At 45.7% G+C, this 13,733-nt stretch carries 13 protein-coding genes; 7 read left to right on the top strand and 6 right to left on the bottom strand.

What is annotated here, in order from left to right; genetic code table 11:
- Positions 1-37: 37 nt before the first annotated feature.
- The gene (locus tag ACLD71_RS04705) at positions 38-1,330 is read left to right on the top strand and encodes a hypothetical protein (RefSeq protein ID WP_411993275.1); all 1,293 of its coding nucleotides are present in this window, start codon (positions 38-40) and stop codon (positions 1,328-1,330) included.
- Between the two features lie 36 nt (positions 1,331-1,366).
- Here ACLD71_RS04705 and ACLD71_RS04700 read toward each other — a convergent pair whose 3' ends face one another.
- From ACLD71_RS04700 to purE, 4 genes are all read right to left on the bottom strand, one after another.
- Positions 1,367-2,266 carry a DMT family transporter gene (locus ACLD71_RS04700; RefSeq protein WP_137674450.1) on the bottom strand — a complete coding sequence of 300 codons (900 nt, stop codon included), beginning with the start codon at positions 2,264-2,266 and terminating at the stop codon, positions 1,367-1,369.
- A 49-nt stretch (positions 2,267-2,315) separates the two neighbouring features.
- Positions 2,316-3,332, bottom strand: coding sequence for a GGDEF domain-containing protein (locus tag ACLD71_RS04695; RefSeq protein WP_411993273.1), 1,017 nt, complete (start codon positions 3,330-3,332; stop codon positions 2,316-2,318).
- A gap of 202 nt (positions 3,333-3,534) precedes the next feature.
- The gene (gene purK, locus ACLD71_RS04690; protein ID WP_411993271.1) at positions 3,535-4,611 is read right to left on the bottom strand and encodes a 5-(carboxyamino)imidazole ribonucleotide synthase; all 1,077 of its coding nucleotides are present in this window, start codon (positions 4,609-4,611) and stop codon (positions 3,535-3,537) included.
- A gap of 14 nt (positions 4,612-4,625) precedes the next feature.
- Positions 4,626-5,123, bottom strand: a complete 498-nt coding sequence (gene purE, locus ACLD71_RS04685) for a 5-(carboxyamino)imidazole ribonucleotide mutase (protein ID WP_137674453.1) — start codon at positions 5,121-5,123, stop codon at positions 4,626-4,628.
- Positions 5,124-5,431: 308 nt separating this feature from the next.
- Here purE and ACLD71_RS04680 point away from each other — a divergent pair, with 308 nt between their 5' ends.
- Complete coding sequence (locus tag ACLD71_RS04680; RefSeq protein WP_137674454.1) at positions 5,432-6,226, top strand: hypothetical protein; 795 nt, start codon at positions 5,432-5,434, stop codon at positions 6,224-6,226.
- A gap of 4 nt (positions 6,227-6,230) precedes the next feature.
- Here the strand turns inward: ACLD71_RS04680 and gppA are convergent, their stop codons facing one another.
- Both gppA and rhlB read right to left on the bottom strand, forming a co-directional pair.
- The gene (gene gppA / locus ACLD71_RS04675) at positions 6,231-7,718 is read right to left on the bottom strand and encodes a guanosine-5'-triphosphate,3'-diphosphate diphosphatase (protein ID WP_411993268.1); all 1,488 of its coding nucleotides are present in this window, start codon (positions 7,716-7,718) and stop codon (positions 6,231-6,233) included.
- 21 nt (positions 7,719-7,739) lie between these two features.
- On the bottom strand, positions 7,740-9,029 hold the full coding sequence (gene rhlB / locus ACLD71_RS04670) for an ATP-dependent RNA helicase RhlB (protein WP_137674456.1): 1,290 nt from the start codon (positions 9,027-9,029) through the stop codon (positions 7,740-7,742).
- A gap of 194 nt (positions 9,030-9,223) precedes the next feature.
- Between rhlB and trxA the strand changes: the two genes are divergently transcribed.
- The 5 genes from trxA (at position 9,224) to ACLD71_RS04645 (ending at position 13,730) form a co-directional block, all read left to right on the top strand.
- Entirely contained in the window at positions 9,224-9,550 is a 327-nt protein-coding gene (gene trxA / locus ACLD71_RS04665) for a thioredoxin TrxA (RefSeq protein ID WP_137674457.1), read from the top strand.
- A 203-nt stretch (positions 9,551-9,753) separates the two neighbouring features.
- On the top strand, positions 9,754-11,019 hold the full coding sequence (gene rho, locus ACLD71_RS04660) for a transcription termination factor Rho (RefSeq protein ID WP_137674458.1): 1,266 nt from the start codon (positions 9,754-9,756) through the stop codon (positions 11,017-11,019).
- Positions 11,020-11,058: 39 nt separating this feature from the next.
- Positions 11,059-11,961, top strand: a complete 903-nt coding sequence (locus tag ACLD71_RS04655) for a hypothetical protein (RefSeq protein ID WP_303513528.1) — start codon at positions 11,059-11,061, stop codon at positions 11,959-11,961.
- A gap of 30 nt (positions 11,962-11,991) precedes the next feature.
- Complete coding sequence (gene ubiD, locus ACLD71_RS04650) at positions 11,992-13,458, top strand: 4-hydroxy-3-polyprenylbenzoate decarboxylase (RefSeq protein WP_303513530.1); 1,467 nt, start codon at positions 11,992-11,994, stop codon at positions 13,456-13,458.
- The gene (locus ACLD71_RS04645; protein WP_201798760.1) at positions 13,458-13,730 is read left to right on the top strand and encodes a 2Fe-2S iron-sulfur cluster-binding protein; all 273 of its coding nucleotides are present in this window, start codon (positions 13,458-13,460) and stop codon (positions 13,728-13,730) included. The genes ubiD and ACLD71_RS04645 overlap by 1 nt, the downstream gene beginning before the upstream one ends.
- Positions 13,731-13,733: the final 3 nt, after the last annotated feature.

The following is a 13,733-nucleotide window of genomic DNA, read 5'->3' as shown; positions in this document are numbered from 1 at the left end:
TGTCTCTCATGAATGGCCTGAATGTGCGTAATTTCTAATGAAAAAGCTGTTAGTTTCACTCTTCGCTTTGGTGCTTATACTTTCGCTGGCAATTGCCAGCGTAGTTGTTTTAAGTGTATCTAAACAAGCCTCTATTTCTGCTCCTAGATCGGTAAGCCCGCAACAAGTGGCGGATGCTAAACAATGGCTGCAAAGTAATGTCGTCCAGTTTAGCAAGGCCCAGCAAGCTATAGATATTCAGCTAAGCCAGCAGCAAATGCAGGGGCTGTTAGCCTTGGCGTCTAAAGCTTTTAGTGGCTTAAATGCTGAAGCGCATTTTGCGCCAGAGTATTTACAGCTTCAGGCAAGCGTTGCTCTCCCTAAGGGGATCTACCATGGGTATATTAACAGCCATATTACGCTGTTATCTTCTGCCGAAGGTTTGCGGTTTGGTGATTGGCAAATTGGTGGACTACGGCTACCCGGAAGCATTGCTAAAACATTATTAATCCGTGGTTTGGAGGCGCTGTTTCCCGAGCTTCAATTTGAAGAGTTGTTAGCTGGGCTTAGTCAGGTAGACATTGACGCTCAGCAAGTCAGCGTCAAGGTGAAACCAGTGGCCGACTTAGGTGTGCGTGTGGCTAGCGTGTATAAAAATGTTAGTCAGTGGCAAAACCCTAGCGTGAGCAAGCTGCCCGTAGATGTGTATTACCAAAAACTGCTGACACTTAGTCAACAATATGGTCAACAGCAGACTATTTCACTTTACGATTATCTTTACCCCTTAAGTTTTGACGTGGCAATGCGTGGCGAACAGGGGGAGCTGTTAACCGAGCAGCAGGCGCTAGTATGGGCTATGGCGATGTTTTTCAGCCAAGGACCTTTTCAACAGGTAATGGCCCAGCGTTTTGAGCAACAGATAAGTTTACAAGCCGCCCCTACTAATGTGACGTTAGCAGGGCGTAGAGACCTACTCTTGCACTTTGTTTATTCGGCTGGGTTGAGCATGGCTGGTGAACAAGGATTTAGTGCGTCTATTGGTGAATTTAAAGAGCTGTTTGATTCGCTCGAGGGTGGGAGCGGCTTTAGCTTTGCTGATTTGGCCGCCGATAAGGCAGGTATTGTATTTGCCGAAACGGCGAAACAAAAAAGCAAAGCAAAACAGTTTTTAACTGTGATGCGCAATGCGCGTTCCGAAGAGGCATTTTTTCCGCGAATTGATGATCTTACTGAAGGTATTAGCGAGCCTGATTTTGCTCACATCTACGGTTCAACTGATTCTGAGTTGTATCAGCAGAAAGTATTTTTTATCGATCAGCGGATTGCTAATCTTCCGGCATTTAAGGACTAGGGTAATCACGAGGCTGTTGTTATTTACCATCAAGGTTTAGGCGAAAATCAATAAAGCGCTACCCAAAACACATAAGGCAGCGCTGCACCACGCCGAGCGAGTGGGTGCTTGTTTGGTGACAATCCATAACAAAGGTAATACCAATACTGGTGAGGTCGAAGACAATAGTGCGACGACGGATACGTCGCCATAGCGTAAAGCAAATAACATAAGAGTCATGCCTACAGCCATGGCTAAAAAGCCATTGGTGGCAATCATCATAAAGAGTCTTGAGTTAAGAGGATTTTGGGCTCGGGCTAGTTTATTGCCACTTAACCACAACAGCCAATGAGCAGAAAAAGCACTAAACATGCGCAAAGCGGAGCCTGCCACCGGGTCTATTTGAGAAAACTCTGGTGCACTCATTAAAGGCTTGAGCATTACCGTACCCAAGCTTTGACATAGTGCAGCAGTTAAACCCAAGGCCACAGCAATACCTACCGGACCGGAAATCTTCTCCCAACTATGTTGGTCGGGTTTGCGGCCAAAGGCTACCGCTAAGGCTACACCCAAAAATAAGCAGCCTGCGCCTAGTAACGACCAGCCAAATAGCGCTTCATTAAAAAGCCATACTCCCAAAAACGCCGAAAATGCCGCATGGCAAGCAAATAGCAAACTCGCTCGCCTGGGGCCAAGCCGATTCATGCAGGCAAATAAGGCGGTATCTCCAACAAACACGCCAATAAAACCAGACAAGGCAAACAGACTCGCTTGCTCTAGGGTTATCACTTGCCATTGGTTGTTGAACAAGGCTGCACTAAGTAGCATTACGCTGACTAAACCCATGCGCCAACGGCTATAAGCAAAGGCGCCAAGCTGGCGGCTAGGAGTGACCGATATTAAGCTAGTGCATGCCCATAAAGCAGCCGCCAAAAGGGCTAACCATTCGTAGTTCACAGATGAATCCTAAAGTTGGCGTTTGCAAAAACAGAGGCGTTGATTGCGTTTAAGCGTGCATTGCTTGTGTTTGGTCGGTCCAAAATGCCACAAAGGTATTGCGCCCGTTCCGTTTGGCAGCATACATGGCATTGTCTGCGTCAATCAATAGTCTGGAAAGGTCTTTTCTTTGGGTTTCAAAGGCAATACCCATGCTAATGCTGATGGGGGTGTTATGTTGCTGGTGTAACCAGGCGTTATTGGCCACGTGACGGACGATTTTTCTGGCGAGGGTTTGCGCTTGCTGGCGTTTGCAATTGGGCCACAATATACAAAATTCATCGCCACCAAATCGAGCAAACTTTGCTTCTTCTGGCAACACTTGTCGCACGCAGGCCACAACATGTTTTAAGGCTTGGTCGCCGGCGTGGTGGCCAAAGTGGTCGTTAATGGCTTTAAACTTATCAATATCAAAAAGCATGACTGCCATGCTGAAAACCGACTCATTTTCCAATTTTAGTTGGCGCTCTAACTCGCGACGATTTAATACGTTGGTCAGAGAGTCGATACGAGCTTGTTTAGCTAAGTGCTGGTGGGCACGCTGGGTATCAATAGAAAACAATTTGGCCACTAGACTCAGCAATATGGCGCAGTTGATAAATACCAACGCCATTGAGCTTTGTTGCTGTTCTAGATCGCTTGGAAACATTGGGGCGTTTGGCCAATAAAATATGGCTAAAAAGGCTACCGAAATAAGCACCAAAATAGCATTGCGAATCGATGGTTTGTCTTGCCAGAGTAAAAAAGCCACTGGGTATAGCACAATGAGGTGGAAGAAGATTAGCGATTCAATGCCAAACCAGCGTGTAGACGCGAGGGTGACGTCTAATACAAATACCGTTAGCATCCAAGCTCGAGCAAGGTCATTCTGATTTAGCCAATTGAGTAACAGCGTAATGAAATAACCGACAATAACCATCGCGTTTACTAGCCAAAATTCAGCAACATTTATCTGGTACTCAGAGGCTTGAACAGCCACGTTGAGCATCAACAATGGTAGACCAATAACAATAAATAAATTGGTCATTCGCACTGCGTGGCGCTTTCCTTTGCGCGTGCCAATGTTGAGAATTTTATTGAGCAACCGTGATCCTTACAGCTTCTACTCTAATGAACGCTTATTTTAAAAGACTTCAAATGAAACTAATGTGAAACAGCTTAAATCGTCGCCGTTTTATCACCAACAAAATAGGCAGCGGTGTAAAGCTAGCTACACCGCTGCTGTATTGCTAGTCTAGGTGCTTGATCAACCATTCAATGGCGTCGGCATAAACCGGTGTCATTAAAGGTTCTAGCTGCGCTAAGCTTGCAAGCAGCTGGCTTCTGTTGGCAATGCTAATGTTGATATGCCCTACTTTACGTCCTGGGCGTACGTCTTTGCCGTACCAAAACACTTCTATGCCAGGCACACTTAACCATTGCTTGTTAAAATCTACCCCAATAAGGTTAAGCATAACGCTTTGGGTTTTCACTAGTGGTTGTACTAAAGGTAAATCGGCCACTGCGCGAATATGTGCTTCAAATTGGCTTAAGCTTGAACCCGCTTGGGTCCAATGGCCACTATTGTGAACCCGTGGAGCAATTTCATTAATCAGCAGTTGATCGCCAACCTGGAAACACTCCATGGTCATTACACCCACATAATCGAGTCCATCCATTAGTTTACCAAGCATGGCTTCGGCTTGGCTCTGAAGCCGCGCTTTGCTGGCTACTGGAGAAACCGTGGCTAGCAGAATACCCTCGTGGTGCTGGTTAATGGCCAGTGGGTAAAACGCTGTGTCGCCGTTAGCGTGGCGAATTCCAATTAGTGATACTTCTTCATCAAAATTGATGGCTTGCTCAGCAATACAATGGTCGAGCCAGTCTTGAGGAATAGCACGTTGCTCTGCGTTACCTTGCTGTTTTAGCCAGTGCTGGCCTTTACCATCGTAACCACCAGAGCGCTGCTTTAACAACACTCGTTCGCCAAGCTCGGCAAATAAGTGCTCGGCACTGTGCTTTTGTTTTACATCTACCCAAGGCGCTGTGGCAAGGCCTAGGGAGTCGAGCAGTTTTTTCTGGCTTGCGCGGTCGGCCAATTGGGCTAAGGCTGGGCCATTTAGAAAGCGCGGGTGTTGAGTTAGTTGCTCAGTCGCCGATGTTACCGGCCAGTGCTCGCGCTCAACGGTGATAATGTCGTTGTCGGCGATAGCAAAAGTGCCTGTCTCATCGGTTTCAATTGGGCAAACTTCTATGTTGAGCGGCTGGGCAGCATGCTTCAACATGGCACCAAGTTGGCCAGCGCCTAAGATCCAAATTTTGTTCATTGTACTCACCTAACTTACTCGGCTACTCGTGGATCTGGGTGGGCTAACACGGTTTCAGTTTGCGTGGTACGAAAGTGTTCAATACGCTCGGCTAACTCAGCATTGGTCGTCGCTAAAATTTGAGCGGCAAACAAACCTGCGTTGTAAGCACCTGCGGTGCCAATAGCCAAGGTACCAACGGCTACACCTTTAGGCATTTGGGCAATTGATAACAAACTGTCCATGCCGTTTAAAGCTTTGCTTTGAACGGGAACACCTAACACTGGTAAGCGCGTTTTTGAGGCGACCATACCGGGTAAATGTGCTGCGCCGCCTGCGCCGCCAATAATAACTTTAATGCCGCGGTCAGCTGCGTTAGCTGAGAATTCCATAAGCTTGTCGGGAGTACGGTGAGCGCTAACCACTTCAACCTCAAATTCAACGCCTAATTGTTCTAGAACTTGGGCGGCGTTTTCCATGGTTGGCCAATCACTTTTTGAACCCATGATGATGGCAACTTGCGGTTGTGGCATTGTATTCTCCTCGACTTAAATAGCACAGTGGTAACACGTTTTTATGGCAGCCAGCGAAATGTTGACTGCTCGCGGGCGCAGTTTGCCAGCCTAGTCCGCTAAGGTCAATATTAGCGCAGTGCTAGCGAATAAAAGCATACTTTAACTAGGTTGATTGCTGTCGAACTGAACTAAATCACTAAACCTTTGAGGTATTAATTATTTTTTGTTCACTCGCTGAGCAAGAAATAGTGATTTTGAGCTACTGTTAGAATAGTGCTTTAAGCCAATGTTAGTGATTAAGCCATCGGCCTCTAGGGAGAGACGCTATGTGGAAATTTTTGGCAGGTTTATGTTTGGTCTCTGCTCAGGCATACGCTGCTACTGTTGAATTACGCCTACCTGCATATTCAGACGATTCACACATTTATTACCATGAGTTACTTGAGCAAGCGCTTATTGAAGCGGGTCATACACCGGTGATTGATGTGCCTTCATCTAATTTGCCGCAAAAGCGCGCAGAGTCAATGTTGCGTAATGGCCAACTAAGCCTTGTCTGGTTGTTGGCGTCTGAAGAGCGTAATCAAGATCCAAGCCTGGTTGCTATTAATATGGGCTTAACCAACGGTTTAATTGGCCACCGCTTGTTATTGGTTCCTCGTTCTGAGGTTGATGCTTATCGTTTTGTACGAAGTTTAGAGGAATTTAGAGATCTTAATAAAACCGGTGGTTTTGGTAAAAACTGGTTTGATGTAAAGGTATGGCAAGCTAACCAACTAAAAACTGTGGAAGTAGACGGAGAGTGGCGCCGTTTATACAAAATGGTGGCAAATCATAAACGAGGAATTGATTACTTCTCTAGGGGATTTACCGAGATTGTTAACGACTCTCTGCAGCACCCTTACTTAGCCATAGAGCCCTATTTAGTTTTGCAGTATCAACGTGATTTTCAGTTTTACGTGAGTAGCTCAGAGCCAGAGCTTGCGCCAATCATCGAAGAAGCCTTAAAAAAAGCAGAAGACAGCGGATTGTTAGATAAGCTCATTGAGGAGTATTGGCGAGAAGACTTCGATTTACTTAACTATCGCAAACGGGTAGTGATTGAATTAACCACCCCAAAATAGGCGTTTAACAAAGCGCCTCGATAATCGCTAGCGGAAAGCCTGCTTGGCTTTGTACTTTCGCTTCATGTTCCAACTCGGCCGCCCGCAATGGATGCTGTTCGTTCCATGTTGGCGGGAAGCATAGTTGCCAGTCATTTTCAGCCTGCAGCACAGTAATTTTAGGCACGCTACCTTGAGTGCGGCGCATGCATACGATAATGGCAATGCGCAATAGGCGCGCGAGCACTAAGGCTTCGGGCTTTTTCAAAGCATGTTGCTGGGCGAGCAATTCAGCTTGCCAATCTCCTCGCTGATTTAGCAACAAACTAGAGACAAAGTGTTTTTGAGCGCTGGTAAAGCCGGGTAGGTCAGAGTGATCAATAATATAGGCAGCGTGTTGCGGGGCTTTTTTGAATTCAATGTTCAAACCTACTTCGTGAAACATTGATGCCCACTTCAACAAACTTAAGGCGCGATTGCTTAAACCGGGGCTAATTTGCTGGGCCATGCCTAGCGCACATTGAGCAACTCGCTCTGCATGTTGCTTATCAATGCGATGGCGTTTTACAAAGCTCTCGGCGGTACGTGCCCTTACGCTGCTGGTTTCTTTCTGGCTTAATAAGCCGTACACCAAACCCTCGCGTAATGCTCCGCCAGCGAGAATTAAGCCTTCAATTTGTAAACTTTCGAATAGCGCAATAATGATTGCTAAACCCGAAGCAAATACCGGTTTACGTTCTTCGGCTAAGCCCTGAATATCAAGTTTATCTAAGCTGCCGCAAGCGACAACTTGCTGCTGTATGGTTTTCAGCTTTGAGTAGGTGATTCGCTCGTCTAAACCTTGGGCAGTTATAATCTCTAGTAGGGCTTGAATAGTGCCCGATGCCCCTAAGCTAGACTGCCAACCTAGGCGGCGGTAGTCACTGAGTACCGGATCAATGACTTGTTTGGCTGCATCGATCGCTACTTCAAAGTTCGCATCGTTTAGTCCTGTCTGGAAAAAACGCTTTAGCCAGGTTACACAACCCATATCTAAGCTGTTCAGCAATAAGGTTTCGCTTTGCTCACCCACAACTAACTCGGTGCTGGCTCCACCAATATCAATCACTAAACGCTTACCGCTGCCGCTACTAGTATGGGCTACACCACGATAGATAATTTTAGCTTCGGTTTCGCCGCTAATGATGTGAATTTTGTGATTGAGGATTTTTTCGGCTTGAACTAGAAAAGAATCGGCATTAGTGGCGCGGCGTAAGGTTGCGGTGGCCACTATTTTTATTTGTGCTTCCGGAATATCTTGTAGTTGCTCAGCAAACAGGCTTAAACATTGCCAACCTCTTACCATGGCAGCATGGTCGAGTTTGTCGTCGGCATCTAAACCTGCTGCTAAACGCACTTTACGTTTCACTTTAGCAATGGTTTGCACGCTACCACTCAACTCCCGCACGATTAACATGTGAAAGCTGTTGGAACCTAAATCAATGGCTGCATAAAGGGGTGAAACTTTAGACACTGTATTCCTTGTGCTTAGTGTTTAATGGCGGTGGCGACGCTGATTAGAATGACCACTGTTACCGCGACTATTGCTACGGTTACCACTACGGCTATTGGTGTTTTTAGCGCGATGAATACGTTGTGCTTTTGGCAAATCACGCATCAATGCTTCGCTATCGTATTGGCTAACAGGCACCGGATGTTTAATGTACTCTTCAATCGCGGGCAAGTTAAATACATATTCTTCACAGGCTAGGCTAATGGCGTGACCGCTAGCACCAGCACGACCAGTACGGCCAATACGGTGAACATAGTCTTCTGCATCATCAGGTAGATCGTAGTTAAATACGTGAGTCACCGAAGGAATATGTAAACCACGAGCGGCAACATCGGTGGCCACTAGTACGTCTATCTTACCATCAGTAAATTGTTCTAAAATTTGCACACGTTTGCGCTGCGGTATATCACCGGTTAATAAACCAACGCGGTGTTTGTCGGCACTTAAATGCCCCCAAATATCTTCACAACGGTGTTTGGTATTGGCGAAAATAATCGCGCGCTCTGGCCATTCTTCTTCAATAAGCGTTTGCAACAGCGCCATTTTGTCATCGTTAGAGGGGTAAAATAGCTCTTCTTGAATGCGCGCTCCGGTCATTTGTTCCGGTTCAACAATCACGTGCTCCGGCTCGTTCATGTGTTCGAACGCAAGCTCTTTCACTTTGAAAGATAAGGTGGCAGAGAACAGCATGTTTAAGCGAAGTTTAGGTTCTGGCATGCGGCGCATTAAATAGCGAATATCTTTAATAAAGCCTAAATCGAACATGCGATCGGCTTCATCAAGCACTAAAGCTTGTACACTATTAAGGCTAAACGCACCTTGTTTGAAGTAATCAATCATTCTACCGGTAGTACCGATCAGAATATCTACGCCTTCATCTAACGTGGCACGTTGGCTAGCATAACCTTCACCACCATAAACTAAACCCAGTTTTAAATCTGTTGCTTTCGCTAGTAGGCGGGCATCATTATGAATTTGAATCGCCAGCTCGCGAGTCGGAGCAAGTATTAATGCTCGAGGTTGATTTTGTTGGCGCGTTTCAGGAGCTGCTGTAATTAGCAGGTGATTAAACGTGGCAACTAAAAAAGCTAAGGTTTTCCCCGTACCGGTTTGAGCTTGGCCTGCAATATCTTTACCTTTGGTTAAAATAGGTAGGCTTTGGGCTTGGATCGGGGTGCAATTGTGATAGCCGTGCTGCTCTAAGGCTTCTAATACCTTATCTTGCAGTCCTAACTCGGCAAATCGTAGTTCAGTTAAATGTGTTTTGCTCATTGCGTAAGCATATCACAGCTAAGTGGCACTACCAGCACGCATTCTTTGTTAAATGCGCGCGTAAGTCACTTATGTTAATTGGTAGTAGCTTAGATTCCCTTGGAATGAGCTTGGGCTTGCATTCATTGGTCGGATGTTTTCAAATAGTCAGGTAAATTATCTATATAGATAGCATAGAATATTTGGAGTAATAAATGAGCGACAAGTTAGTTCAGCTAAGCGACGACAGTTTCGACGCAGACGTACTTAATTCAAGCACACCAGTACTAGTTGATTTCTGGGCTGAATGGTGTGGACCGTGCAAAATGATCGCACCTATCCTAGATGAAGTGGCTAACGAATATGACGGTAAAGTTGTCGTTGGTAAACTAAACATCGACCAAAACGCAGGCACACCACCTAAGTTTGGTATTCGCGGTATTCCTACTTTGTTGTTATTTAAAGACGGCAAGGTAGCCGCAACTAAGGTTGGCGCCTTATCAAAAGCACAGTTAACTGCGTTTTTGGACGAGAACCTATAGTAACATTGTGAGCAGGTCGACATTCGTTGCCTGCTTTTGCTGGATCTTTCTCCACATTAGTGCTAATTTTATTTTCGAATTTTTCCTACGCCCGTTATTTAAGGCTATCCCTTGGCCGACTAAACAGTCGAGTAAGCATCTCCACTTTACCTAACTCACGCTGCTGTCAGCCTACTTTCGATAAAAATTGAATACTCACCATTATGAATTTAACTGAGCTAAAAAATACCCCGGTCCATGATCTGATTACGCTAGGCGAATCAATGGGCTTAGAAAATCTGGCCCGATTACGTAAGCAAGATATTATCTTCTCGATCTTAAAGGCTCACGCGAAAAGCGGCGAAGCCATTTTTGGTCATGGTGTGCTGGAAATCTTACAAGATGGCTTCGGCTTTTTGCGTAGCGCTGACAGCTCTTACTTAGCGGGCCCCGACGATATTTACGTTTCCCCAAGTCAAATACGTCGTTTCAACCTGCGTACCGGAGACACGGTAGAAGGTAAGATTCGTCCGCCAAAAGAAGGTGAACGTTATTTTGCCTTACTGAAAATCGGCATTGTTAACCACGACAAACCAGAAAACTCGCGCAATAAAATCTTATTTGAAAACTTAACGCCGCTACACGCTAACGACCGTTTGCGTATGGAGCGTGGTAATGGTTCTACGGAAGATATCACTGCCCGTGTATTGGATTTAGCTTCTCCTATTGGCAGAGGCCAGCGTGGTTTGATTGTTGCTCCGCCTAAAGCGGGTAAAACCATGTTGCTGCAAAACATTGCACAAAACGTGGCATTTAATCACCCAGAGTGTGAATTGATTGTATTGCTAATCGATGAGCGCCCAGAAGAAGTGACCGAGATGCAACGTTTGGTTCGCGGTGAAGTTATCGCTTCTACCTTTGATGAGCCAGCGAGTCGCCACGTTCAAGTAGCCGAAATGGTTATTGAAAAAGCTAAGCGCCTAGTTGAGCACAAAAAAGATGTGATCATCTTGCTTGATTCAATCACTCGATTAGCGCGTGCTTATAACACCGTTATTCCTTCTTCAGGCAAGGTTCTAACCGGTGGTGTAGACGCGAACGCATTGCACCGTCCGAAGCGATTCTTTGGTGCCGCTCGAAATGTTGAAGAAGGTGGCAGTTTAACTATTATTGCTACTGCTCTTGTAGATACTGGTTCTAAAATGGACGAAGTGATTTACGAAGAGTTTAAAGGTACCGGTAACATGGAGCTGCACTTAAGCCGTAAAATTGCAGAAAAACGTGTTTACCCTGCCATCGACATTAACCGTTCAGGTACTCGTCGTGAAGAGTTGCTTACCAGTGCCGAAGAACTACAGAAAATGTGGATCTTACGCAAGATTGTTCACCCAATGGACGAAACTGGCGCAATGGAATTCTTAATTGATAAATTGGCTATGACCAAAACCAATGACGAATTCTTTAATGCGATGAAAGCACAGAAGAAATAAACAAAAAACTGGCCGTTAATTCGGCCAGTGTCATTTTGGATGATGAAACGTTTACTGCTAGTACTAGGGCTATTTTTTCAATTATCTGTTCATGCTGAGCAGCAAGGTCCTAATCCTCTTTCCCAACCGCTTTACCAAGATGTTCCATTGATGATCCTGCAACGCAGTGTTGATACGCTAATGCAGAATCAACCCGCTTGGATTATTGATTTACTGCCATACTTACGCCCCGAAGACCGCGAAGCACTGTTGTTTGAAAGTTTGCTATATCTACACCAAAACAATCATATTCCCGATCAAACCCTAAAAAACTGGTTATTAGAGTTAGCTTCTGAGCGCCCTAAAATTAGACAAGCAGCGGTGATTGATGGTTACGAGGTGATTAGGCCCACGTTTGATTATCCAGCTTTAGCACGCAGTCTTATTTTAAATAAAACTTCAGCCGAACGTTCGCAGACTTATCTCAGTGAGTTGCTGCGAGACGATTTTTCATGGTCGCTCATTTTCCGCAAAAATAATCCCTTACTATTGGCTCAACAGTTAGATGTCATGCGGGCGTTTTCGCAACTTAATGTTGAGCAGCTGCAATACGTTAAACAGCATATGCCAAACCGTTTGTATTTTCCCGATAACAACGTCAGGGTGTCTTTGGCGGTGGGTATTGGAAGCGATGAGGCGATTGCTGAAGTCTTAAGTTTACCCATGGATCAGTACAGCGTGTCTTTGTTGGAGTGGTTGGTTCAACAATTACCGCCAGAGCGCGCATTTAGCTTGTTGCAAGGCGCAGCAAACAATCCAGAATTATTGTATTTTTCTTATAGCGCTATCGCCCGTTTAGGGCGGCATTATCCGCCAGCGGCACAGTTTATATTGGCGCAGTTTAGAGAGTCAGAACATCAAGAGTTGGCTGCCATGGTAATGATTGAGATGCAGTCTCAATAGTCATTACGGTTCTATCATTAGGTTATTAGAATGAAATATAAAGACTTAAGAGATTTTATTGATTTGCTAGAGCAGCGTGGTGAGCTTAAGCGAATTAGCCTTGAAGTCTCTACCGAGTTAGAGATGACAGAGATATGTGACCGCACCCTTAAAGCAGGCGGCCCGGCGCTGCTGTTTGAAAATGTGAAAGGCCACAGCATGCCGGTGTTAGGAAACCTATTTGGCACGCCAGAGCGGGTTGCACTAGGGATGGGGCAAGAATCAGTTGCAGCGCTGCGCGAAGTTGGCACATGGCTGTCTTACTTAAAAGAGCCCGAGCCACCAAAGGGTTTGAAAGAGCTGTGGGAAAAGCTGCCTATCTTTAAGCAAGTTCTCAATATGCCCACCAAAAAACTGCGTTCTGCGCCTTGCCAAGAAATTGTTTGGACCGGTGACGAGGTTGATTTAGATAAGCTGCCGATTCAACACTGTTGGCCTGGCGATGTGGCGCCTTTGGTGACTTGGGGTTTAACCATTACTCGTGGCCCTTATAAAAAACGCCAAAACTTAGGGATTTATCGCCAGCAGAAGTTAGCTAAGAATAAACTCATTATGCGCTGGCTATCGCATCGTGGCGGGGCCATCGATTTTCGTGAGTTTCAGGAGTTAAATCCGGGTAAGCCGTATCCGGTTTCAGTGGCTTTAGGCGCTGATCCTGCCACTATATTAGGCGCGGTAACACCAGTGCCTGATACGCTATCTGAATATGCTTTCGCAGGTTTGTTACGTGGCGGCAGAACCGAAACCGTGCAATGTATTAGTAATGATTTAGAAGTTCCGGCTAGTGCCGAGATTGTACTCGAAGGCTATTTAGAGCCTAATGAAACAGCGCCGGAAGGCCCCTATGGTGACCACACCGGTTATTACAACGAAGTGGATGAGTTTCCGGTATTTACCATTACTCACATTACCATGCGAAAAGACCCTATTTACCACAGTACTTATACCGGTCGTCCGCCAGATGAGCCCGCTGTGCTTGGGGTAGCGTTAAACGAAGTGTTTGTGCCTATTTTGCAAAAGCAGTTTCCAGAGATTGTTGATTTTTACTTGCCGCCAGAAGGTTGCTCATACCGGATGGCCGTTGTCACCATTAAAAAGCAATATCCAGGGCATGCCAAACGGGTGATGTTAGGTGTATGGTCTTTCCTTAGACAGTTTATGTATACCAAGTTTGTGATTGTTTGTGATGATGATATCAACGCGCGCTCTTGGCAGGATGTAATATGGGCTATCACCACTCGTATGGACCCATCGCGCGATACTACATTGATCGACCATACACCCATTGATTACCTAGATTTTGCCTCTCCTGTATCAGGCTTGGGCTCAAAAATGGGAATGGATGCAACTAATAAATGGCCGGGTGAAACTAACCGTGAATGGGGCGAAGTAATTGAAATGGCGCCAGAAGTGAAACAGCGAGTAGATAGTATTTGGGCGCAATTGGGCATAGACTAGTGGCCAATTGTTATCGGGTTAGTATTGCAGGTAAAGTTTTTACTGTAGAGCCGCAACAAACTATTTTACAAGCGGCTTTGTCTCACGGTATTAGCTGGCCTTATCGTTGTCAGCAGGGCGGATGTTGCAGTTGCTTAGCACGACGTACTTCAGGCGAAATTGATTACCAAGGAATGGCGCCAATGTTAAGTGAAAGAGAACAAGCCGAAGGATGGTTTGTTGCTTGCTTAGCCAGTGCAAAATCAGATTTGAGTGTAAGTTTAGAAGGGTGAAAG

This window comes from Agarivorans sp. DSG3-1, from assembly GCF_046774965.1.
In the GTDB taxonomy this organism is placed as follows: Bacteria; Pseudomonadota; Gammaproteobacteria; order Enterobacterales; family Celerinatantimonadaceae; genus Agarivorans.
Note: the sequence above shows the minus strand (reverse complement) of the source record. Positions and strands in the feature narration are given on the sequence as shown.

Bases quoted from the DNA above. Each gene is read 5' to 3' on its own strand.
- ubiD (WP_303513530.1), top strand. From the start codon at position 11,992: ATGAAATATAAAGACTTAAGAGATTTTATTGATTTGCTAGAGCAGCGT.
- ACLD71_RS04705 (WP_411993275.1), top strand. From the start codon at position 38: ATGAAAAAGCTGTTAGTTTCACTCTTCGCTTTGGTGCTTATACTTTCG.
- rhlB (WP_137674456.1), bottom strand. From the start codon at position 9,029: ATGAGCAAAACACATTTAACTGAACTACGATTTGCCGAGTTAGGACTG.
- purE (WP_137674453.1), bottom strand. From the start codon at position 5,123: ATGCCACAACCGCAAGTTGCCATCATCATGGGTTCAAAAAGTGATTGG.
- trxA (WP_137674457.1), top strand. From the start codon at position 9,224: ATGAGCGACAAGTTAGTTCAGCTAAGCGACGACAGTTTCGACGCAGAC.
- purK (WP_411993271.1), bottom strand. From the start codon at position 4,611: ATGAACAAAATTTGGATCTTAGGCGCTGGCCAACTTGGTGCCATGTTG.
- rho (WP_137674458.1), top strand. From the start codon at position 9,754: ATGAATTTAACTGAGCTAAAAAATACCCCGGTCCATGATCTGATTACG.
- ACLD71_RS04680 (WP_137674454.1), top strand. From the start codon at position 5,432: ATGTGGAAATTTTTGGCAGGTTTATGTTTGGTCTCTGCTCAGGCATAC.
- ACLD71_RS04655 (WP_303513528.1), top strand. From the start codon at position 11,059: ATGATGAAACGTTTACTGCTAGTACTAGGGCTATTTTTTCAATTATCT.
- ACLD71_RS04695 (WP_411993273.1), bottom strand. From the start codon at position 3,332: ATGACCAATTTATTTATTGTTATTGGTCTACCATTGTTGATGCTCAAC.